Origin of the sequence: Binatus sp. (SeqCode), from assembly GCF_050013435.1 — a bacterium.
Lineage (GTDB): Bacteria > Desulfobacterota > Binatia > Binatales > Binataceae > Binatus.
Genome location: NZ_JBEKFG010000044.1, coordinates 1 through 21,840, shown reverse-complemented (window position 1 = coordinate 21,840; position 21,840 = coordinate 1). Strand labels below are relative to the sequence as shown.

Sequence of the window (21,840 nt, the reverse complement as noted above, 5' to 3'; positions counted from 1 at the left end):
ATCAAGCGCGACATCGATTGCAGTCGTTCGGAGCGTTCGCGCTTTACTTCGCGCTAGCGGCTCTTCTGCTTGATCGCGGGCTCATCGGGCATCCCGGCTACTACGTTGGGCGCGATACCGATCCCGCGCAGACCATGTGGTTTTTCAACTGGTGGAGGTTCTCGCTCCTGCACGGCCTCAACCCGTTCATCACCGATTTCGTCTGGGCGCCGCTCGGAATCAACCTGGCGTGGACGACCTTCGTCCCGCTCCCCGCCTGGATCTCGATCCCGCTACAGATCACGGTGGGCGAGCCCGCAACCTACAACATCATCGTGATGCTGATGCCGGCGCTGGCGGCATTTGCAGCGTTTCTGCTATGCCGGCGCGTGACGGGCGCGTTCTGGCCGTCGGTCCTGGGCGGATACATCTTCGGTTTTTCTTCATACATGCTTAGCCAGGTACTCGGCCACCTTGTTTGTATCGCGATTTTTCCGGTGCCACTGATCGCGCTGATTACGCTCAAACGCCTCGACGACGAGATCTCGGCGCGACGGTTCGCGATTGGGCTGGCGGCGCTGCTGGTCACTCAATTTTTGTGTTCGGTTGACCTCTTCGCGACCCTCACGCTGGTCTGCGGATTCTCACTGTTGCTTGCGCTTGTGTATTTCGGTGGCGACGCCCGCATCCGGCTCCGACGCCTGATCATTCCCACCATCGGCGGATACTTGATTGCGACGGCCATACTCTCACCTTATTTTTATTACTTGCTCGCCTTGGGATTTCCGAGCGGGCCGATCTGGCCGCCGAGCAAGTACAGCGCAGATTTGATCGGATTCCTCGTGCCGTGGCACACCATCTGGTGGGGCTGCGCCGATTTTGCGACCGCGATCACGGACCGCTTTACCGGCACCATCCTGGAGAACGGCGACTATCTTGGCGTCGTGCTGATCGTGTTCGTCGAGATATTCCGGCGCCGCTTCTGGCCGACGGCGGCCGGCAAGTTTCTCACGATTTTGCTGCTTGCAATCATCATCGCCGCCATCGGCCCGACTCTGCACATTGCTGGAGTGCTGGGGTTTCCGATGCCCTGGGCCATCTTCCAGCATCTTCCCCTCATCGAGAACATCCTGCCGGTTCGCTTCATGATGTACACGTTTCTGATCCTGGGGGTGATGATTGCGATGTGGTTCGCCGCGTCGGCGGCGCGCACGCTTACGAAATGCGCGGCGGCCGCCGTGATCCTGGCATCAATCGCGCCGAATCCGCACGCATCGTTCTGGGTGAGCAGGCTCGACATCCCCGCATTCTTCACCGACGGAAACTACGCGAAGGAATTGTCACCGCGCGAGATCATTTTGCCGTTGCCGTGGGGGCAGAAGGGCAACAGTATGAACTGGCAAATGCAGAGCGGCATGTACTTCCGGATGGCCGGCGGATGGACGGGATTCTCGCCGTTCGAGTTCAATCGAATGCCGGTGACGAAGTATTTTTACGGCGGGATCGATCTGCCCGAGGCTGGCGATCAACTCAAGGCCTACATCGCCCGCTTCGGCGTGCAGGCCGTAATCGCGGACCCGAAGGAAACAAATTTTGAGAGCTTCAAGCGAACCCTCGCGTCGCTCGGAGTCGCACCGCTGAACGAAAAAGGCGTGTGGATTTACAAAATCCCGCGCGACTCGTTCGCCGCATACGCCAAACTTCCAGCCGCGCAGGTCGAAGCGCGCGCCAACGCGCTGCGATTCGATACGATCCTGGAGGCAGCCAGTAAGTATCTCGCCGACGGACACGACCTCGCGAAGCTTTCTCCACTTGAACTCAAGCGGCTCGATCTCATTGCGCGCGACTGGCTGGTCGATGCGACGCCCCACGCCTATATCGACTGGCAAATCGGACCGGCGCCCGGCGGCCAAGTGGCCATCGTCATCGTTGGCTCGTACGAGGGCGTGAGACCGCTGATAGAGCGCTACCGTGCAACCGCATCCGAGATCGATTATCCGGCGCCGACGCGATGGACGCCTGATTCCCGTCCTCGCCTGAACCTCATCAAGCCATTGCTGGTGACTTTCGACTCCGCCCACCTGGCGGCAGCCGCACAGAGCATCCGGGATTCGCCGCCGCCCGAGCGGACGACGCCGTTTGTTGCCGGCGTGTTGTCAGGCTTGGGACCGCCGAACCCGTAGCAGAGCTGCGATCTAATCCTGGCGTTTATCCGCGCGCAGTTTTTCGCTGATCACCAGCGCGCCGAGCGCCGCAGTCTGTCGCACCGGAAACTCCGCCGGCCGCCGGATCGTCTTGTAGCGGGCATCGAGCGCCGTCAGTCCGTTCATCAGGCGTTCGCGCGCCTGGGCCAGCGTCGGACGGGGCATTATCCGGCGGCCATGGTCGAACACCGTCTCCATCAACTGAACCGTTTTCGCCGGAATCGGCTTAAACTCGCGTGCCACGGTAGTCGCGCCCTCGTCCACAATTCCGATCAAGTCCGCAAAGAAGGATCCGCTCGGCGCATAACCGCGGAAAAGCTGCTTGCGGCCCGGCGTTGACATTTTTCCGGCCGAGGTCTTGAGCCGGCCGCGATCCTTGTAATCGACGAGCTTGTAGGTGAAGTCAGCCGCCGGCGCGTCGTCGCTGACCGCGAGCGCGGCGCCGACCCCAAACGCATCGATCGGCGCACCTGCGTCGACCAGTTCCGCGATTCGGTATTCGTCGAGGTTGCCGCTCGCGACGATTGCGATGTCGCCGCAGCCGGCCTGATCGAGAATCCGCCGGGTCTTGCGGCTGAGTTCCTGGAGGTCGCCGCTGTCCAACCGCACGCCCTGGATTTTCACGCCCGCCTCGCGAAATTTCGCGCCGACCGCGGCCGCATTCTCGACGCCATGCACCGTATCGTAGGTGTCGACGAGCAACGTGCTCAGCGTCGGGAAGCTCGAGACAAAATCGCTGAACGCGTCGCGCTCGTGATCGTGCGCCATCACGAAGCTGTGGCTCATCGTGCCGAAAACGGGAATTCCGTAGCGCTTGCCCGCGAGCACGCTGGCGGTGCCGTGAAAGCCCGCCAGGTAGCTCGAGCGCGCCGCGATCAGAGCCGCGTCCGCGCCCTGTGCGCGCCGCGGACCGAAATCCACCAACCGCCTGCCGCCCGCGACGACAAAGCATCGCGCGGCCTTAGTCGCGACGATCGAAGCGAATCCGAGTTGGTTGAGCGCCAGCGTCTCGATCAGCTGGCCTTCGATCAGCGGCGCGCGGATCTCCACGATCGGTTCGCCGGCGAAATAAATCGTGCCTTCGGGAAGCGCCCGGATCGAACCGGTGAAGCGGAGCTTCGAAAGAAATTCAAGAAAATCCGGCTTGAAAAGTTGCAACGACTCGAGATGCTCGATCGCGGCGGCGTCGAAGCGATATTCCTCCAGCGCCTCGGCCAGCCGTTCGATGCCGGCTGCGACCATGAATCCGCGGCCCGGCGGCATCCGCCGCATCGCTACTTCGAACGACGCGGTGTCGTTGAATCCGTGCTCAAAGAACGCCGCGCTGACGGTAAGCTCGTAGAGATCGGTGAGCAGCGCTACCTCTGCGGGGTCGAGTCGTAGATCTATCGTCATCCGCGATGTTTCCTTCTCACCCGCCAGAAATGTAATCCGCCGCTGCTAGCGCGGAGGCTCTGGCGGCGCGGGTGGTTTGGGCGCCGATGGATTCGGCGCCGGCTCCTGCACCACGCGAGTTTCGCCCAGCGGCCGTTCGCGCAGGATATCAGCCATGCGCTTGAGCTGCTGATCGACGAGATGGTTGATCGTTCCGGGCTCATCGATCGTTCCCGCGCGCACCCCCGTCAAAGTCTCGATTCCGCGATCGATCGTATCGATCGGATAGATGTGGAATTCCCCCCGCTCGATCGCGCCGGTGGTCTCCGGATCGAGCATGAGGTTCGAGATGTTGGTGCGCGGCACCAGCACGCCCTGCGTGCCTGTCAGGCCGATCGCCTTGCACACGCGATAGAAGCCCTCGACCTTCTGGTTGACGCCGCCAATCGCCTGCACGGTGCCGTATTGATCGACCGACCCCGTCACCGCCAGGTCCTGCCGAAGCGGCACTCCCGACAGCGCCGACAGCAGCGCGTACAGCTCGGTGGAACTGGCGCTGTCCCCGTCGATTCCCGAGTACGATTGCTCGAAGCAGATGCTCGCCGTCATCGCGATCGGACGGTGCTGTCCGAACCGCGCGCGGATAAATCCGCTCAGGATCATGATTCCCTTGTCGTGCGTCGATCCCGACATCCGCGCCTCGCGCTCGATGTTGATCACGCCCGCCTGCCCAAGCGCCACGGTCGCGGTTACGCGCGCCGGCCGCCCGAAGCTGTACCCGCCGACGTCCAGCACGGCCAGCCCGTTAATCTGTCCAACGCTCGTGCCGCGAATATGAACGACGAGCGTGCCTTCCCCGATCAGCCTGCGGATTTCTTCCTCGATAAAATTGAGCCGCAGCATCCGCTCGCCCAGCGCCCGCTCGACGTGCGCGCCGGTAACCCGCTGAGCCTGTTCAATCCGCGCGAAGTACGCCGCCTCGCGCGCGAGATCGTCTATCGGTTCCAGCATCGCGAGCACTCGCGATCTGTCGCCCGCCATCCGCATCCCGAATTCCACGATCTTGGCCAGCGCGCCCGCCTCGAACGGCGGCAGATTCTCCCTGCGCGCCAGCGTCCCCACCCGCGCGGCATAATGCGCCGCCGCCGCGCCGTCGGCCGCCACCGAGGGCCGCATCTCGGCCTTGACCTTGAACAGGTCCGCGAAGTCCGGCTCGTAGAAGTAAAGCAGGTTGTACAGATCCGCGCCGCCCAGCACCACGACCTTGTTGTGAATCTCGATCGCTTCGGGCTTCAGTCCGCTCATCGAGAAAAACGGCAGCGGCTCGAAAGTCTCCAGCGTCATGCGCCCCGACTTGAGGCTGCGCTTGAGCGTTTTCCATACGCCGGGCTCGACCACCGCATCTTCGAGATCGAAGACCAGAAAACCGCCGTGCGATTTGAGAAATGATCCGCCGATGATCCGCGTGAAGTTGGTCCCCGACCGCCCCAGCGGATCGATCCACCGCTCGATCGTTCCGAACAGGTTGCGATACGTGGGCGCATCCTCGAGCACCACCGGCGCTCCGCGCCTGGCCGAGTTATCGACCATCACGTTGACCTGGTAGTCGGACCATCGCGCGCCGTCCTCGATTGGCCCAACCGGCTTTGGCCCCGGTTCAGCCGGCGCTTCGCGGAAGCGATCGAGATTGCCGAGCATGTGCTCCGCTACTTCATTGAGGTAGGCGTCGACCGCGGGATTATTAAAGTGATGCTTTAATTCTTCAATTGACGGGGTGATCAGCCGCGCCGCGAACGCGCGCTCGATTGCGCGGATGTCGTCGATCAGCTCGCGCATCATTTCCTGCTGCTTGAGCATCAACATGCCGAGTTCGTCCTGCAGCTCGCCCTGCACCTTCCCCAGCCGCTCGCGCTCGGCGTCAGTCTTTTCGGCCATCGCCTTGCCGAGCGCCTCGGGCGATTCGGGCATCTTGCCGTCGATCAGCGGGATGAAGATCACCTGCCCGCTCGGCGCGCTCTGGATGGCGAAGCCGCGCTCGCGCGCGCGCGTCTCGAGATTTCCGAACAGTTCCTGTCCGCGCTTGTTGTACTTGTCGCGCAGCGCCGCGCGCTCCTGGTCGAAGTCCTCGCGACGAAACGCTTTGGGCAACTGCTCGAGCACGAAGCCGACGAGCTCCGTCATCCGCGCGCGAAGCTCGACTCCCTGGCCCGGCTGCAGGTAGATGGCGACCGGAGATTCGGGATTTCGAAAATTGTTTACGTACACCCAATCGCCCGGCGTCGGCATCGTCGCGGCCTTTTCGCTGAGCAGGCGCAGCACCGATTCGCGCTCATGGCGCGAGCGCAGGCCGCTTACGAAAACGTTGTAGCCGGCCGCGTCGATTCCGATCGCCAGCCGTATCGCGTCAAGCGCGCGGCTCTGCCCGAACAGCTCGAGGTCGCCATCGCTGGACGCGGCGCGCTCCAGCGAAACTGCATCGAGCGGCGCCTGTCCCTTGAGTTCGGAAGCGTCAAGCTCGGCGGGCGCCGGTACGTGAATCAGCGCGGCGCTGGCGGCGGTAGCGATGGGGTCGCCCTTGTCAGCCATAATTGGTAGCGGTATTCGCGGCGCGCGATCACGAATCCTTGAGCGCGATTCGCCGGCCTTTCTTCTTCGGCAAAGTGATAACCAGCGTGCCTTCGGACCACTTGGCGGTCGAGGTGTCGGCGTCGATCGAGTCGGAGAACGCAAATGAACTCTCGAGCATCCCGCCAAGTTTGTCCGGCACGCGAACCGCCAGCCGCTGGCCCGAAACTTCGGCATGGATCTTTGCGGGATCGACGCCGACCGCCGCGACTCGCACTTCGTAACGATCGCGATGGTCGATGACCTGCGCGCGATCGAATTCAGGGGCCGGCGTTGCGCGTTTCCATCGGTCGATCAGCATTTCGTCGAAGAACTCGTCGAAGGCGCGCTCGAAGTCTGCGATCCCGAATCCGCGGCTGCTGGCCATAGAATTTCAGTTTCCCACGATCCTGGGCAAATTGTAATGCAGCGCCAGCGCGCCGGTCGAGTCCGCGCGCGGCCGCTTCCGTCCCTTGCCACGATTGCCATCGGGGCGTTATGGTTGCCTTGTGCCAACCTTTTCAAAAATTGTCGCCGCAACCGATTTCTCCGAAGACTCGACCCTGGCGCTGACCTTCGCCCAGGAGCTCGCTGCGAAGTTCTCGGCCGAGATCGTGCTGGTGCATGTCGATCAACCGCTTGCGCCGGTAATGATGACACCGGAACTGGGCCCCGCGATGGACGTTGGCGCGATGGGCCGGATTGCCGAAGAGCAGCGGATGCTCGCGCAGAAGGAGCTCGACAAGATTGCCGGCAAGCTGCGCGAGGCCGGACTCAAGGTCAAGGTTCAGCTCAAGGTTGGTTCTCCGTTCATGGAAATCCTGCGCGCGGCCCAGAGCGAGAACGCCGATTTGATCGTGCTCGGCACTCACGGACGCACCGGATTGGCGCACGTCCTGATGGGCAGCGTGGCCGAACGCGTCGTCCAGAAGTCGCCGTGCCCGGTGCTGACGATTCGTCATCCCGATCGCAAGTTCAAGCACCCGCTCGACAAGTAGCCGGCCTTTTCAGGGACTTTCCACTGCCGTTGCCCCATTTCGCCTGCGCGATCCTTCTCGCAGCGACGCGAACGTACAGACTAACGTCCAGATGAGCACAAGCGAGCAAAGAGCCTGCGCGGCGGTCGCAACGGCCAGCATCTTCGGGTGATGCGTCTGCCAGTGCTTGAGAATCATCTGGCCGAATCGGTTGGAGTCGTGCATCTGTGCCCTCCGGTTCGAGGGCGGCAGGTTCTTCTGCCGCCCTGGTGAGATCTGCTTGTCTGCCGGCAAAGAGATCGAGCTGCGCGTAGTTGCGCGGCGGCCGGCGCCTGCGCTGGTAAGGTGTCGAAGCCATTCGTCGGAAGTTCGTCAGCTCCGGCGGAACAAACGCCGGATCGCTACGGCGATGAAACACTCGCGGTTGATGCTTGCATGGAATATTATCGACCAAAAGTTTTGAGGAATGGTTAAGCCGTTGAAGACACGGCTCTATCGGGGCCTTTTGGGCGAGGACGAAGGCTGGGCGTTCGCGTCAATGCGATCAAGCCACACGGGAGATCTCATTAATTATGGGAAGGAGATATCTGGCCTCTTCTTCACAAATTTGACTGGCACATTTGACCAATTTCATCCCAGCCACCAAAATGGTCCGCAGTCGCCCGCATAAGCTTCCGAGATCTTTCGCCGCAGATCTTATAGTGTTCGCAGATTAAGCCTTCAGTCCGTTCCAACATCTCGGCCCCACTTTGACCCCCGTTTAATATCAGTGTTGTGCAGATCGCGGCCAGACCATGATCAATATCATCATTCGTAAACTCGTCTGTCGTTGTAGACGACGCGTCAACTGTGGGCGATGAATCAGGGGTCGCCGCAGTTGGATTTTCTCTGCGAACAAGTCGAGCATAGTGATCGACTTTTTGCTTATACAGTCGCTTGTTTGGTCGCAGTGCTGCCAATTGCTGATAGAGCTTCAGGTTTGCGTCGCGATCAGAAGCGGGAATGCTGCGAACTTCTTCGAGTAACAGATCTTCCTTAGCAGCTTTATCGGACTCGGACATTTCGTCATATCCCGTCGATACACTCAAGGCGGGCGGCCCCACGGTACTAACGCCGTCAGGGCGATCTGGCGCTGGTGCCGTAGTTGTCGCAATCCACTGTAAGAAGAAGACGCCGACGACTAAAAAAACCCCACCGACAACCGCGTAGAAGGCTGCATCCGACCCTTGCTCTTCCTTCAAACCAGATGCTAGCGCTTTGTTTGTACTTAGGTTGTAGACTTTCGTAGGCGCTTCGTCTGCCGATGAGGCCTCTGCGTCTTCGGGCCGAGCTATCTCCCCGCAATTCGCGCACGCTCCATCGCCACGAACGAGCTTGGCGCCACAGTTCGGGCAGAACTTCAAGATTCGCGCTGTGAGGCTCGCTTTCGGCGGCTGTGGCTGTTCCGCACTTATCAGCGGGGCCGACACGGTTCGCAAGGCATTCTCTGAGTCGATTTCGGGCGCGAGATTGGCGAGGCGCACCTTCATCTCGTTCGCACTTGCGGGCCGGTTCTGCGGTTCGTAGCTCAGAGCTTGATCGATGAGTTTTCCCAGATCCGGGCGCGCGTCGGGCCGAAGGTGCCCGACTGACGGAAAGCTGAAGGGCGCCTCCGACGTGGGATCCCGTCCCGTAATCGCATGGTGCATCACAGCGCCCAGACCGTAGATGTCACTGCGAGGTTCGGCCTTGCCGCGATACTGCTCCGGCGCGGCATAGCCCTGTGTTCCGATCATGGTTGCCGTCCGCGACGGCTCGAAATTACGAGCGATGCCGAAGTCAACCAATTTGATTCGGCCATCGCTCGTAATCATGATATTGGATGGCTTCAGATCCCGATAAATCACAGGGGGTCCCAAACCATGCAGATAGGATAGGGTATCCAGAATTTGTCGCGTGAGATCTATTAATGCGTTCTCCCCCAGAGATCCTCCGGTAGACGAAAGCATTTTCTCCAGCGTCAATCCTTCAACGTACTCCATGACCAGGTAATGTCGATGGTCCTCGCTGAAGTGGTCGTATATTTTCGGTATGTGCTGGTTGTCTAGCGTGGCTAGCAGGTCGCATTCGCGTTGGAACGCCTGCGCTGCATGCTGCTGCTCTTCCGGATTCGAATAATTGTCGAGCATTTCGGCCACAGCGCATTGGCGCGAAGCGAGACGGGAGTCTTCAGCTAGGTACACTTTCTTCATAGCGCCCCCGCCGATTTGCTTTACGACGGTGTATCGTTGGCCGACAAGGTTGCTCGGCGGCTGTAGCGCTTGTGAGGCTTTTGCGGCGGTTGGTGCCGTGGCAGTGGTCAAAGGTGGAATACCAGATGATCCCGAGAACTGCGCACCTATGGAAGGAAGGCTCGCAAATGACTTAGCCTCTTCGGCGCGGCGCATCGCAACCGTGATACGACTGTGCCAAAGCTGAGCGTTTGCTAGCCCGTTACGGTAGCTCGCTGAACTCTTGCTCACAATCGTCCCGCCGACTCCGAAGAGAAACGTCACTGCGTGATTGGGATCACTTAGATCATCGATGACAACAAGGAGGGTAATCCTCCGAACACCTGAGGTTACTGTGGAACGCTGTGGAGACGCGATTCCGCCGACGATCGCACCAACTCCCCCTGCCAAGAGGCCGCCGATCACGATGCCCCCCGCCCCTCTTCGCGTAGTTACGAGGCTGGCACTATCCTCTTTTATTTCGCATGAGACGATCTGATCAAAACGCACGACCTTGCGTCGCGAACCTTTAATGAGCATCAGCAAGCAACGAGACTCATCGATCGCAAGGCCACCTTGATCTTCAATAGTCACCCTTATGAAGTCTGGGTGAAAGTCCGAAAGTTCATTGACTTGTCGTATGGTAGCGTTTGCATCGTTCCTGAGCCGATTTCGCCTTTCAATACCAAACGCCGCAGCAAAGATGGGTATTAGAACGAGCGCGACAAGAATCAAGCCCAGAAATTCCATAACTCAGGACTCCTGCCGGTCGTTTAACCGGGCGGCGCGGTCGCCTCTCCGGTTTGCGTCGAAAGCGCCAGCGTCGGTTGCTTCAAGACGAGCGGATGTTCGCGTGGGGCGGCGATCCGCTGCTGTCCGCGCTGGTCTTGCTGGTAGTGGTAAACGCCGGCAAAGGCGACAGCGAAGAGCGCGAGGGATGCCGTCTGCGGCGAGATAGACCTGCTTCATCCCGCCACCGCCGAGCGGGCGAGTCACCTTGTAGCGATTTCCAACGACCGTATTGGGCGCAATCACCGCGCGCTGTTCTCCCTCCGCTGGCAGACTGTCGTTCTCTATAGCACCGAGCGGTTTCGGACGCGAAGTTGCCTGAATGCCCGCGTAAACGCAAAGTTAGAGCCGTCTCGCGATTCGCGACCGTGCGCCACCAATGAGCGCCGGAATATGCGCACCAAGCCGAAGCAGTAGCGGGCGGCGGCGAGGCGGCCTGTAAATCTTCGGTGGCTGTTGGTATACTGCGATCAACATCAATAAGGAGAAGCTCCGATGCCAAAGATTTCCCCTGACCTGCCACCGGTCCCCGACGTTGACGAAGCGACTGTTAGGGCCGAAATGCGCGAATTCTTGAGTGGCGAAATCCCCGAAATGGACGCCGAGAGCTTGGAGCGGGAAGTCGAGCGCGAAGTCGAAAAGTGGAGGCAGTCTCGGCGCCTTGACGACGACCGCGCAGTGGCAGGGCGAGGAAACAGAGTTACGCACAGCACTGCGGCGAGGTCGCGTTAGCGGGCGTTGCACCTCACCCGGCGACACCGGGTTTTACCCGGCTTACGCCGACCTCTCCTCGGACAAGGAGAGGTTAGGAGTTGGGGTCGCCTGCGGTTTGGCTCAGGGCAGACGCCTCGCTATTTGCCGGTGAACTTCGGCGCGCGCTTCTCCAGAAACGCCTTCACGCCCTCTTTGAAGTCCTCCGAATGCGTCATCATCACCATCGATGCGTCGTCGTCATGTACGGCCGTGGCGAGATCGGTGAACAGATGCTGGTAGATCATCTTCTTCGCCTGCGAGACTCCGAGCGGCGAGCATTTGTTCGCGATCCCCGACGCGATCTCGCGCGCCGTCGCCATCAGCTTGTCATTCGCCACGACGCGACTGACCAACCCGATCTCGAGCGCCTCGTTCGCATCCACCAGCCTGCCCGTAACCGCCAGTTCCATCGCCCGCGCCAGGCCGACGATTCGCGGCAACATCCAACTGCTGCCGTGCTCGATCGCAAGCCCGCGCTGCGTGAAGATCAATCCCATCCGCGCGCTGTCCGACGCGATCCTGATGTCCTGGTAAAGACAGGTGGTGAAGCCCAGGCCCACGCACGCGCCGTTGATCGCGCCAATCACCGGAGTGTTGAGCGCCAGCGGCCACGAGTACGACGTCCGGTAATCGGCGCGCTGCGCGCTGAGCCATTCATCCTGCACCACGGTCCCGCGCGCCGACGCAGTTCCCGCGGCCACATCCGACAGCCCGCCCATGTCAGCGCCCGCGCAGTACGCGCGTCCCGCACCGGTGACGATTATCGCCCCGACCGACGGATCGCGCTCGGCATCCATCATCGCGGTGTGCATCTCCGCGCCCATCTTTGGCGTCCACGCGTTGAGCTTCGCGGGCCGGTTCATCGTTACTGTGGCGATCCGATCCTTCTTCTCGTAAATGATTTCAGCGAAGTCCATTTTTCCTCCGGTTCCCGAGTTAGGGTGCCGCGCCCAGCGATCAAAGCACTTCGCAATCGCTAAATCTAACGGCCCGCTGCAGGGGTGACCCCTGCACTCAGTATCAAGGCCGCGCTCCGTTGTCGCGCGCGGGCAGGGGTGACCCCTGCCCCCGGTGATAGAACAGCTTAAGGGGAAAAAATAGTCGTCGTTGCCGGTCGTGTGTTGTGTCATCCCGAGCGAAGTCTGCGAAGCCGAGGGACCCCGGATCCGGGATTCTTCCCCTTCGGCAGCACTCAGGGCTTCGGCTCAATCACAGCAGCTTTCACTCAGAATGACACGAGCGCCGTACTTTCATCCGTCGGCGATGACTGGTAGTAAAACCGTGATGTCGATGACACGCCGGATTCAACTTTGGGCCGATCGTCGGTGCGCGACGGCGGTCTCGGTCGCACTCGCGATCGCGATGTTCGTTGCGGCGCCGTCCTACGCCGCCGCCGCGCCTCCCGATACCTCCGCGGCCGGCGTGCATGGAATAGTCGTATCGGAAAGCGAGGACGCCGCGCGCGCCGGCGTCGAGATACTCGAACACGGCGGCAACGCCGTCGATTCCGCGATGGCTACCGCGCTGGCAGTGGGCGTCACCAATCCTGCCGCGTGCGGAATTGGCGGCGGCGGCTTCATGCTGATCTACATCGCGAAGACCCACGCTTTCTATGCGCTCGATTATCGCGAAACCGCGCCGCTGCGAGCCCGTCCCGACATGTACCTTCGCAACGGCCAGCCCGACGAGGAATTGGCGCGCGATGGCGTCCTGGCGGTGGCAGTGCCGGGCGAGATCGCCGGCATCGACGCCGCGCTCAGGCGCTTCGGCACCATGAAGTTTCAGCAAATCGCGGCGCCCGCCGAGAAACTCGCCGACGGCGGCTTCGCCGCGAGTCCGCATCTGGCGGACGAAATCGCACGGCTCGCGCCGAAGCTCAAAGAAGATCCCGGACTGAACAAAATTTTCCTGAAGCCCGACGGCTCCGCGCCCAGGGCCGGCGACACGATCGTCGAAAAGAATCTCGCCGCGACGCTCAGAAACCTTGGTGACGATCCGGTCGCGAATTTCTACCACGGCGATGTCGCAACCGCGCTCGCCGCGTTCATGAAGGCGCACGGCGGACTGATCGGCGACACCGACCTCGCCAACTATCATCCCGTCTGGCGCGACCCCATTCACCACCGCTATGAGGGCTATGAAGTCTATACGATGCCGCCGCCGTCGTCGGGCGGCGTGGTCCTCGAGATGCTCGGCGCGCTCGAATCAGGGCATCTCTCCGGCCTCGGCATCGACTCGCCACCGTACCTGGCGCGTCTGATCGAAGTGATGCGTCAGGGTTTTATCGATCGGGAGCAATACTCCGACCCATCTTTCGCAAGCGTCCGGATCGAGCGGCTGTGGACCGACGCCCACATTCAGGAATTGCGCGAGCGTGCTCTGCACGGAAAGACATCGTCGCCACCGCCGGCGCCGGCGCACGATCATGGCACATCGAATCTGCTCGTCGCCGACAAGGACGGCAACGTCGTTGCGCTGACCAACACTATCAACACCGTGTTCGGCGCCAAGCTGAGCGTGCCGGCGCTCGGCCTCATCCTCAACGATGAGATGGACGATTTCGCCGTCGCGCCCGGCGTGCCCAACGCGTATCGACTCGAAGGCGAGCGCGCCAACGAGATAAGGCCCGGCAAGCGCCCGCTCTCGTCGATGACGCCGATAATAGTCACCAGGAACGGCCTGCCCGTCATGACCACCGGCGGGTCCGGCGGTCCAACCATAGTCAGTGGCGTGTTGCAGGTCGCGCTCAATATTCTCGCGTTCCATCTCGATCCCGCCAGCGCCGTCGCGGAGCCGCGAATTCACGAGCAGGCCGCGCCCGACGTCGTGATCGTTGAAGAAGCGATGCCCGCGGCGACCCGCAGCGCGCTCGAGCAGATGGGCTACAAACTCAAGCTCGTGCCCGCGCTCGGAGCGGTCGGTGCGATCACTATCGCGCCTGGAAATTTCCGTGGCGCGTTCGATCCGCGCAAGGGCGGCGGCGCCCTCGGCTATTAGCCACCGTCCCGGCACGTTAGACTCAATCCTCGTGTCCGGGATCGCGAGCAACGATAACTCTTCGCCGGCCTTCGTCCCATCGTCGGCGCGGCGATGGCATCCAACGCCAATCGCATACGACGTCGGCACAATCGTCGTGCTCTCGCTCGCGGTCTGCCTGTTTCATCTCGGTTCATTCGGTCTGTGGGAGCCCGACGAGGCACGCTACGCGGAGATTGCGCGCGAGATGCTGCACAGCGGCAATCTGCTCGTGCCGCATCTCAACTACGTTGCCTATATTGAAAAGCCGCCGCTGCTCTACTGGCTGACTACGCTCTCTTTCTGGATCTTCGGTGTTTCGGAATTTGCCGCGCGGCTCCCCGTCGCACTGTCCGCGATCGCCGGGATACTCGCGACCTACCTCTTTGCGCTGCGCGCGTTCGGGCGCCGCCACGCGATTGTGGCCGCCGCCATCCTGGCCACGACTCCGCTGTACGCATTGATGGCCCAGGTGCTCACGACCGACATGATGCTCACGGCGCTCGTGACGATTGCGACCTTTTCGCTTTATCTCCAGCGGAATGAAGGCGGCCGCTGGTGCTGGATCGCGTACGTCGCGATGGGGCTGGCCGTGATGACCAAGGGGCCGGTGGGTGCGGCGATCCCAATTCTCTCGATGTTGCTTTGGTTGACATTAAATCGTGAACTGGGCGGCGCGATCGCGAAATTCCGCGCGATACCGGGTCTTGCGCTCACGATTCTGATCGCGGCGCCGTGGTTTGTCGCGATAACCATACGCGAGCCGGGCTTCGCCGACTTCTACTTCGTCGGCGAGCATCTCAGACGCGTGTTCGAGACCGACTACAGCCACAGCGAAGCGTTCTACTTCTACCTTCCGGTGCTGGCAGTCGGACTGCTTCCGTGGTCGTTGCTCGTGCCGTTCCTGACCTGGCGCGCGGCCCCGCGTAACCCGGCGCGAAGCTTCTGCATCGTCGCGGCCGGTGTCACGGTGGTCGCCTTCTCGTGCGCGAGTGCGAAGCTGATTCCGTACATCCTGCCGGCCGTCCCTCCGCTGGCGGTGCTGATCGCCGACGGACTCGTGTCATGCGCATGGCCGGGCGCCGACTCGCGCGCCGCGATTCGATCGCCGGATTCCCGGATACTCATCGAGAGCGGCCCGATGCTGGTGCTGTTGGGCGCCGGCGTGATCGTCGCGGCGATCGCGGCGGCGCAATTTCGCACTCCGTACGTGATGGCGGCGCGGACGGGGATGTACGCGATCGGCGCGATCCTGGTGGCCGGCGGCGCGGTGACGACGTCGATGTTCGTTGCGCGCCGCAATCCCGCGGGACTCGGGGCGATCGTCGTCACGCTGGCGCTGGCGTTGATTGCAGGCGGATGGGTCCGGCTGGAGACCGAGCCGATGCGTTCGTACGCCGCGCTCAGCCGCGCGATCGCCGAGACAGCGCCCGATGCGGCCATCATCTGTTACCATCGCTACGTTCAGTCGCTGGCGTTCTACAATCGCCGCCGGGTCGTCCTGGTCGGCGGGCGCACGGAACTCGACTTCGGCGCGCGGCTGGACCCGGACGCGCGCGAGTGGTTCCTCAATAGTGACGAGCAGATGTTCCGGCGATGGGACCAGCCGGGCCCTGTCGTGATCGTGCTCGACGCCGGCGATCTCGCGCGAATGAAGGAGCGCCTGGGCGATTTCGACGTGATCGCAATCGAAGGAAAGAAGCGCGCAATTATCCGACGTGAAAGAATTTCGCACCGTGAACCAATCACCCTCAACTGAGCCGGACGCATCGACGCCCGCGGTGGCATCTGCCGCCCGCCCGGCGCATCCGTACCGCGCGTTTGCGATACGGGCGGGGCTGGGAGTGGTGGTGGTTGCCGTCTTGTTGGCGCATTATGACGCGCGGCCGATTTTTCGAATCCTCAGCCGTGAGCGTCCGGCCTGCTTTGCCGCAGCCGTCGCACTCTACCTCGCAGGTCAGGCGCTGTCTGCGTATCGATGGCAACTGCTGGCCGCTATTCTGAAAGTTCACGGCCGCTATCGCGAGTATTTCGCCTACATATTCGTCGGCATGTTCACGAATCTGTTCGTGCCGGGATTGCTCGGCGGCGACGCAGCGCGATCCGTCTATCTCGGACGACGGCACAGCAGGATGGGCGAGGCGATCGCGTCGGTAGTTGCGGATCGCGCCGTGGGATTGATCAGCTTGTTCTGGCTGGCGGCGATCGCGGCGATATTCCTGAACTTCGCGCCGCTCCCGCGCTCGGTCGTCACGCCGACGGTCGTGGTCGGTGCGCTCGCGATGGCGGGATTTCTCGCATCGCCGCTCGTCGCGCGCCTGATACATCTGATGCCGCGATCTGTCCGCCGCGCGGGCGGCCTGGTCGCACCGTATCTGCATAACCCCGCGGCGCTTATCCCGGCGATTGCATTGTCGATCGTGCTGCAAATCGGGCTGGCCGTCTGCCAGTACATTCTGGCGGCCGGCCTTGGCCTGTCGGTGCCGCTCTCGCTGTTTATCCTTTGCGTTCCGATTGCGAACGTGTTTGCGAGTTTGCCGCTGACGTTGAACGGGCTGGGGATTCGCGAATCGGCCTACCTGGTGCTGTTCGGGATGGCGGGGATGCGAAAAGAGGACGCGATCGCGCTGGGGCTGTTGTGGTTTGCGGCGACGATGGTCGGCGGTCTGACCGGCGCGATCGCGTTCGTGACGACGCCCGCACCGCAGGGCGCCGCGGCTGAGCACCTGGAAGGGGAAATCATTTGATTGAATGTGAAACCCTCCTTGGGTTTCACACTTCCTTGGGCAGGGGCTGCAGCCCCTGCACCCGCAGTGAGAAGACGCGAAAATCTGCGCGGCGCATCTTTTCGCGACTACGCGATGGGCAGGGCTGACCCCTGGCAGGGGTGACCCCTGCACTCAGTATTAAAACAAAGATGCGGCCTGATGGCCTGCTAGAATGGGTAAGGGGGAGAGGCGTCCACTTTTTGTGTCATCCTGAGCGCAGCGAAGGAACCCGGTTCCTTGCCTCGCCCGTTCTTTCACGGGAGAGGAGGCCGACCGCTTGGCGGTCGGTGGGTGAGGGTGCAGCCGAATCAGCACCGCCGCGGGATGCGGGCGGAGTTTATCCTGAGTACTCGAAGGACCCTGTTAGGACTTTTTTGAGTCATCCTGAGCGCAGCGAAGGATCTCGCGCGCGCCAGCGCGTGTCTGGCCGACGCCGGACGCCGGAGCGCCCGTCGAGATTCTTCCCCTTCGGCAGCACTCAGGGCTTCGGCTCAATCACAGCAGCTTTCGCTCAGAATGACACGCGGGGCTTCGCCCGCTTTTTTGTGTCATTCTAGAGCGCAGCGAAGAATCCCACCTTTTTCCTTGCCTCGCCCCGTCGGGACGGGCCGCGCCTCCGGCGCAGGTGAGGGACATCTGCGGCGTGGTTGCCTGATGCGCGCGCACAGTGCGCCTAGGGCAGGAGTAACCGCTCCACCCTGCTAACTTGCAGTCTGCGCGGCACACTCTTGCTATTTCGCGTCTTATGGCGTTTCGTCATCAATTGGATGCACCGCGCCACGAAAACTTGAAGTTACCAACGGAAGAACCTTATGACCGAACCAACGATTATCTGTCCGAGCTGCAAGACTGAAATTCGGCTTACGGAGTCCCTTGCCGCACCCCTGATTGAAGCCACACGTAAGGACTACGAGAACCGCCTTGCGGCGAGGGATGCTGAGGTCGCGAAGCACGAATCGGAGTTACACGAGCGGGAAGAGGCGCTCGAAAAGGCCAGAGCATCTCTTGATGAAAAAGTTGCAGAAAAGCTCAAAGATGAACGCGCAAAGATCGTGGCCGAGGAGGCGCGCAAGGCGAAGCAGCTCCTGGCAACGGACCTTCAGCAGAAGGCAGACGAGATCACGGAACTTCAAGAAGTTTTGAAGCAGCGCGATGATAAGCTCAAGGAAGCGCAAAAAGCCCAAGCGGACCTTCTTCGCAAGCAGCGCGAATTGGACGATGCCAAGCGCGAGCTGGAACTCACGGTCGAAAAGCGCGTACAGGAGGGCTTATCGGCTACTCGCGATCAGGCTCGCAAGGAAGTCGAAGACGAGTTGAAGCTCAAGGTGCTCGAAAAGGAAGAAACGATCATATCGATGCAGAAAAAGATCGAGGAATTGAAGCGCAAGGCTGAACAGGGGTCGCAGCAGCTACAGGGCGAAGTCCAAGAGCTCGAACTCGAAGCCTTGCTGAGCGCGCGATTCCCGACTGATACGATCGAACCCGTACCCAAGGGCGAGCACGGCGGGGACGTGTTGCACAGAGTTGTTGGGCCGCTCGGTCAAACGTGCGGCACGATCCTGTGGGAATCGAAGCGCACGAAAAACTGGAGCGATAGCTGGCTCCCAAAGCTCCGCGACGATCAACGCGCGGCGAAGGCAGAAATCGCCATCATCATAAGCCAGGCACTGCCGAAGGAAATCGAAGCTTTCGACCTGAAGGAGGGCGTCTGGGTGGCTCATCCGCGCGTCGCCATCCCCGTCGCAGTGAGCCTTCGGCAATCTCTCATAGAGCTTGCTATGGCGCGCAAGGCATCAGACGGCCAGCAAACCAAGATGGAAATGGTTTATGAATATCTGACGGGCCCGCGTTTCAGGCAGCGCGTGCAGGCCATCGTCGAGGCGTTTGACTCGATGCAGAGGGACCTCGCTCGGGAGAGGAAGGCCATCATGAAACAATGGGCGAAGCGCGAGGGGCAGATTGAACGCGTGATGCAGGCCACGGTCGGCATGTATGGCGATCTTCAGGGAATTGCCGGCAAAACGCTTCAAGAGATCGAGGGCCTCGAAGTGCGAGCACTGGAAGCGCCGAACGACAAGGACGATAGCGGGACGTGAAGAAGATGGCGAAGAAGAGCAAGCCCGAGGAAGCACCGGTGATCGTGCCAATCGCGGGCCCGCGACCACGACTACACAAGCTCAAGGTGAGCAACTTCAGGTGCATCGGTCCCGATCCTGTTGAGATTGAGCTCGACGACATCGTCGTGCTTGTCGGCCCAAACAATGCCGGAAAGAGCTGCATCCTTCGCGCATACGAGGTTGCGATGCAGCACGGCTCGAAAGGAGGCCAACTAAGTATAGATGACTTCCCAAACGGAGAAGTTAAGCCGAGCCGGTTGCCAACTATCGAACTTGAGACCGTCGTGTTCGAAAAGACGGCGCCCGGAGACACGTGGGTACGAACCGATGCCCAAACTGGGGAGATGTACGTACGTGAGAAGTGGACCTGGAGCGGCCCAGGCGAGCCAAAGAAGGTCGGTTGGGAGGTTGCTGCCAACGATTGGGCAAGCAAAGAGCCTTGGGGGCCTTGGGGTGCACCGAACGTCGCGCAGTTCTATCGACCACAGCCGCACTACGTTGATGCCTTTCAGAAGCCTGAGGGCCAAGCCGCCGAAGTAGTGGAGTTGCTCATCGAGGCGATTAACGACCGCGTCAAGCAGTTAAGCAAGAAAAAGGCCGACGAGGGTGGCGAAGGTGGCCCCACGGAGTACGAAAAACTCGTGGGGACGATAAAAGAACTCCGCCTCGCAATTGCGCAGGACGCCACCGATGCTGTGGCGGATGTGACGAAAAAGCTCACGGCGATGATCGCTGAGGTATTTCCCAGCTACTCCGTGACATTTGACGCGCGCCCGGAAGACGATTTCGGGGAAGGGTCTCAATGCCGCCATCTACAAGCCCGCCCCGCTACTCAAGATGGGACCGGTTGGCGGATTTCCCACGACTCTCGAGCGCCAAGGAAGCGGCGCCTGTAGAACCCTTATCTGGGCGGCGCTGCGAATTCTGTCGGAACGCGCCGACGGAAATAATACTGATTCTACCGACCGACCACACCTTCTTTTGCTGGATGAGCCGGAAATCTGCTTGCATCCTGATGCAATTCGCGAGGCGTGCCGCGTGCTATACGACCTGCCCAAGACCAAAAACTGGCAAGTAATGATTACGACTCACTCGCCAGTATTCATTGACCTGTCGCGCCCCAACACATCAATAGCGCGTGTCGAGAGAACTGCGAATGGCGTAGTGAAGGGAACGACCATTTTCCGTCCTAATAAGGCCAAGCTTGATGATGATGACAAAATTGAACTCAAGCTGCTGAATCTTTGTGATCCGTACGTGGCTGAATTCTTCTTCGGCGGCAAAACCGTACTCGTCGAAGGCGACACGGAGTACACGGCATTCAAGCACGTGATCGCGCAAAATCCCTCGCTGTACAAGGACATCCATGTCGTACGTGCTCGCGGGAAAGCGTGCCTTGTCTCCCTTTGCAAGATTCTAAACCAGTTCGACAAGGGCTATGCCGTTCTACACGACTCAGACCGGGAGAAGACAAGGAAAGGGCATGCGAATCCCGCTTGGTCAGTTAACCAGAAAATACTGGAAGTGACGGCAGATGGCCGCGCGGCGGGGCGTGTGCGTGTGCTGGCTTCCGTGCCTAACTTCGAGGGAGCATTTTTCGCCGAAGAAGTGAACGCCGAAAAACCGTATTCTGCGCTGGCTCGGCTAAAAAGCAATGAAAGCGCATTTCTAAAAATCGCTGAATTGTTGGATTGCCTCATTGACAGCGAAAAACCAGTGCCCAGCAGCGAGAAAGCTTGGACGTCACTGGAGGAACTCAAGACCGCAGTTGAAGCATTCGATAGCGGCGGCTCATCGACGAGCCAAAATAGGAAACTCTAAGAGGTAGCCATGAACAGAACACCCGTAAGCTCATCCAATGTTGCGGAAATCGGCTACGACGCCAGCACGATGACGCTTGAGGTCGCCTTCCATGATGGCAGCGTCTATCAGTATTTCGACGTACCTGACAGGGTGTACCAAGAATTCATGCGTGCCGCTTCCAAGGGCAAATTTCTGCACGCGAATATAACGAACAATTTTCGGTATACCAAAATTTGAGGCATATGGCGCCTACTTGTACCAGACTCGAACTCACGTGGATCGGCAAGAAGAACCGGCCGGATTCATCAAGTGAGCACTGACGCATCCGCCGCGCCAGCAAGGCTTCGCATAAATAAGGCGCGCGTTCAGGGCAGAGGCAGAATCCTGAGTCGCGCGCGAAATCTGCGCGCTGTAATCGGACCCTCACCTTCATCCTCTCCCTAACAGGAGAGCTTTGCATAACCAGATGTTGGTGCTGAGGCGATACGCGCTGGCGCGCGAGATCCTTCGCTGCGCTCAGGATGACACAAAAACAGCAAACGGCGCACGTGTCATTCTGAGCGAAAGTTGCTGTAGCGAAGAATCCCGAAGGACGCTCCGGCGTCCGGCGTTAGTTATGCAAAGGTTTCCTAACAGGGAGAGGAAATTATTGAGGCGAAGAAAAAGATCCGGGGTCCCTCCGCTTCGGTCGGGATGACGGAGTCAGAAGGGCAATTTGGAATTTTGACCCGCACCCGACGCTCGACGACTCGCGTCGGCCGCGCCCTGTCAGGGCGAGGCGAAGAAAAAGATCCGGGGTCCCTCCGCTTCGGTCGGGATGACACAAGAAACGGACGCGCGAGCGCTGGGAGCCGGGATTCTTCCCCTTCGGCAGCACTTAGGGCTTCGGCTGGAGGAAGCGGAGCTTTCCAGAAGCGCTCTAGCATGACACAAAAAGTGCTCGCGCGAGCAGCAAGCAGGTGTCACCTGCACCCTCACCTACCGACCGCCATGCGGTCGGCCGCCTCTCCCGCGAAAATAACGGGCGAGGTAACGTCCCCCTAACCAGTTCTAACAGGGACGAAGCCCGGCCGTTGGCACGGCTGGCCAGTATTAAGAAACCGCGCGCCCGCGGGCTCTTTTATCGCGTAGTCGCGAAAAGATGCGCTGCGCAGATTTTCGCGTCTTCTCACTGTGGGTGCAGGGGCCGCAGCCCCTGCCGCCCGCCA

14 protein-coding genes are annotated in these 21,840 nt (G+C 60.8%); 9 read left to right on the top strand and 5 right to left on the bottom strand.

Annotated features, from left to right (window positions below; translation table 11 throughout):
- Positions 1-17: 17 nt before the first annotated feature.
- A complete protein-coding gene (locus ABSB13_RS10375) occupies positions 18-2,162 on the top strand; it encodes a hypothetical protein (RefSeq protein WP_428107924.1) in 2,145 nt (714 codons plus the stop codon).
- 12 nt (positions 2,163-2,174) lie between these two features.
- Here ABSB13_RS10375 and ABSB13_RS10370 read toward each other — a convergent pair whose 3' ends face one another.
- The 3 genes from ABSB13_RS10370 to ABSB13_RS10360 are packed head-to-tail and all read right to left on the bottom strand — an operon-like array spanning position 2,175 to position 6,549.
- Entirely contained in the window at positions 2,175-3,578 is a 1,404-nt protein-coding gene (locus ABSB13_RS10370; protein WP_428107923.1) for a nicotinate phosphoribosyltransferase, read from the bottom strand.
- 45 nt (positions 3,579-3,623) lie between these two features.
- On the bottom strand, positions 3,624-6,143 hold the full coding sequence (locus tag ABSB13_RS10365) for a Lon protease family protein (RefSeq protein ID WP_428107922.1): 2,520 nt from the start codon (positions 6,141-6,143) through the stop codon (positions 3,624-3,626).
- A gap of 28 nt (positions 6,144-6,171) precedes the next feature.
- Entirely contained in the window at positions 6,172-6,549 is a 378-nt protein-coding gene (locus tag ABSB13_RS10360) for an Hsp20/alpha crystallin family protein (protein ID WP_428107921.1), read from the bottom strand.
- A 121-nt stretch (positions 6,550-6,670) separates the two neighbouring features.
- On the opposite strand from ABSB13_RS10360, the gene ABSB13_RS10355 reads away from it, so the two are divergent.
- Positions 6,671-7,159, top strand: coding sequence for a universal stress protein (locus ABSB13_RS10355; RefSeq protein ID WP_428107919.1), 489 nt, complete (start codon positions 6,671-6,673; stop codon positions 7,157-7,159).
- A 578-nt stretch (positions 7,160-7,737) separates the two neighbouring features.
- On the opposite strand, the gene ABSB13_RS10350 is transcribed toward ABSB13_RS10355, so the two are convergent.
- Together ABSB13_RS10350 and ABSB13_RS10345 are read right to left on the bottom strand one after the other, a co-directional pair.
- Positions 7,738-10,137: a serine/threonine protein kinase gene (locus ABSB13_RS10350; protein ID WP_428107918.1), complete on the bottom strand. Its 2,400-nt coding sequence runs from the start codon at positions 10,135-10,137 to the stop codon at positions 7,738-7,740.
- 890 nt (positions 10,138-11,027) lie between these two features.
- The gene (locus ABSB13_RS10345; RefSeq protein WP_428107917.1) at positions 11,028-11,846 is read right to left on the bottom strand and encodes an enoyl-CoA hydratase-related protein; all 819 of its coding nucleotides are present in this window, start codon (positions 11,844-11,846) and stop codon (positions 11,028-11,030) included.
- A gap of 313 nt (positions 11,847-12,159) precedes the next feature.
- Here ABSB13_RS10345 and ggt point away from each other — a divergent pair, with 313 nt between their 5' ends.
- The 7 genes from ggt (at position 12,160) to ABSB13_RS10310 (ending at position 20,869) form a co-directional block, all read left to right on the top strand.
- Positions 12,160-13,926 (top strand): gamma-glutamyltransferase, encoded by a 1,767-nt coding sequence (gene ggt, locus ABSB13_RS10340; protein ID WP_428107915.1) that lies wholly within the window; start codon positions 12,160-12,162, stop codon positions 13,924-13,926.
- 31 nt (positions 13,927-13,957) lie between these two features.
- Positions 13,958-15,703, top strand: a complete 1,746-nt coding sequence (locus ABSB13_RS10335; RefSeq protein ID WP_428107914.1) for a glycosyltransferase family 39 protein — start codon at positions 13,958-13,960, stop codon at positions 15,701-15,703.
- Positions 15,681-16,691, top strand: a complete 1,011-nt coding sequence (locus ABSB13_RS10330) for a lysylphosphatidylglycerol synthase transmembrane domain-containing protein (RefSeq protein ID WP_428107912.1) — start codon at positions 15,681-15,683, stop codon at positions 16,689-16,691. Before ABSB13_RS10335 ends, ABSB13_RS10330 begins: the two co-directional genes overlap by 23 nt.
- A gap of 833 nt (positions 16,692-17,524) precedes the next feature.
- Positions 17,525-18,808 (top strand): DUF2130 domain-containing protein, encoded by a 1,284-nt coding sequence (locus tag ABSB13_RS10325; protein ID WP_428107910.1) that lies wholly within the window; start codon positions 17,525-17,527, stop codon positions 18,806-18,808.
- A 5-nt stretch (positions 18,809-18,813) separates the two neighbouring features.
- Positions 18,814-19,725 carry an AAA family ATPase gene (locus ABSB13_RS10320; protein ID WP_428107909.1) on the top strand — a complete coding sequence of 304 codons (912 nt, stop codon included), beginning with the start codon at positions 18,814-18,816 and terminating at the stop codon, positions 19,723-19,725.
- On the top strand, positions 19,667-20,650 hold the full coding sequence (locus tag ABSB13_RS10315; RefSeq protein WP_428107907.1) for an ATP-dependent nuclease: 984 nt from the start codon (positions 19,667-19,669) through the stop codon (positions 20,648-20,650). The genes ABSB13_RS10320 and ABSB13_RS10315 overlap by 59 nt, the downstream gene beginning before the upstream one ends.
- Before the next feature lie 9 nt (positions 20,651-20,659).
- Positions 20,660-20,869, top strand: coding sequence for a KTSC domain-containing protein (locus tag ABSB13_RS10310; RefSeq protein ID WP_428107906.1), 210 nt, complete (start codon positions 20,660-20,662; stop codon positions 20,867-20,869).
- Positions 20,870-21,840 lie beyond the last annotated feature (971 nt).

Coding starts and splice junctions, on each gene's coding strand:
- ABSB13_RS10370 (WP_428107923.1), bottom strand. CDS start 3,578: ATGACGATAGATCTACGACTCGACCCCGCAGAGGTAGCGCTGCTCACC.
- ABSB13_RS10365 (WP_428107922.1), bottom strand. CDS start 6,143: ATGGCTGACAAGGGCGACCCCATCGCTACCGCCGCCAGCGCCGCGCTG.
- ABSB13_RS10360 (WP_428107921.1), bottom strand. CDS start 6,549: ATGGCCAGCAGCCGCGGATTCGGGATCGCAGACTTCGAGCGCGCCTTC.
- ABSB13_RS10350 (WP_428107918.1), bottom strand. CDS start 10,137: ATGGAATTTCTGGGCTTGATTCTTGTCGCGCTCGTTCTAATACCCATC.
- ABSB13_RS10345 (WP_428107917.1), bottom strand. CDS start 11,846: ATGGACTTCGCTGAAATCATTTACGAGAAGAAGGATCGGATCGCCACA.
- ggt (WP_428107915.1), top strand. CDS start 12,160: ATGACACGAGCGCCGTACTTTCATCCGTCGGCGATGACTGGTAGTAAA.
- ABSB13_RS10325 (WP_428107910.1), top strand. CDS start 17,525: ATGACCGAACCAACGATTATCTGTCCGAGCTGCAAGACTGAAATTCGG.
- ABSB13_RS10320 (WP_428107909.1), top strand. CDS start 18,814: ATGGCGAAGAAGAGCAAGCCCGAGGAAGCACCGGTGATCGTGCCAATC.
- ABSB13_RS10315 (WP_428107907.1), top strand. CDS start 19,667: ATGGGACCGGTTGGCGGATTTCCCACGACTCTCGAGCGCCAAGGAAGC.
- ABSB13_RS10310 (WP_428107906.1), top strand. CDS start 20,660: ATGAACAGAACACCCGTAAGCTCATCCAATGTTGCGGAAATCGGCTAC.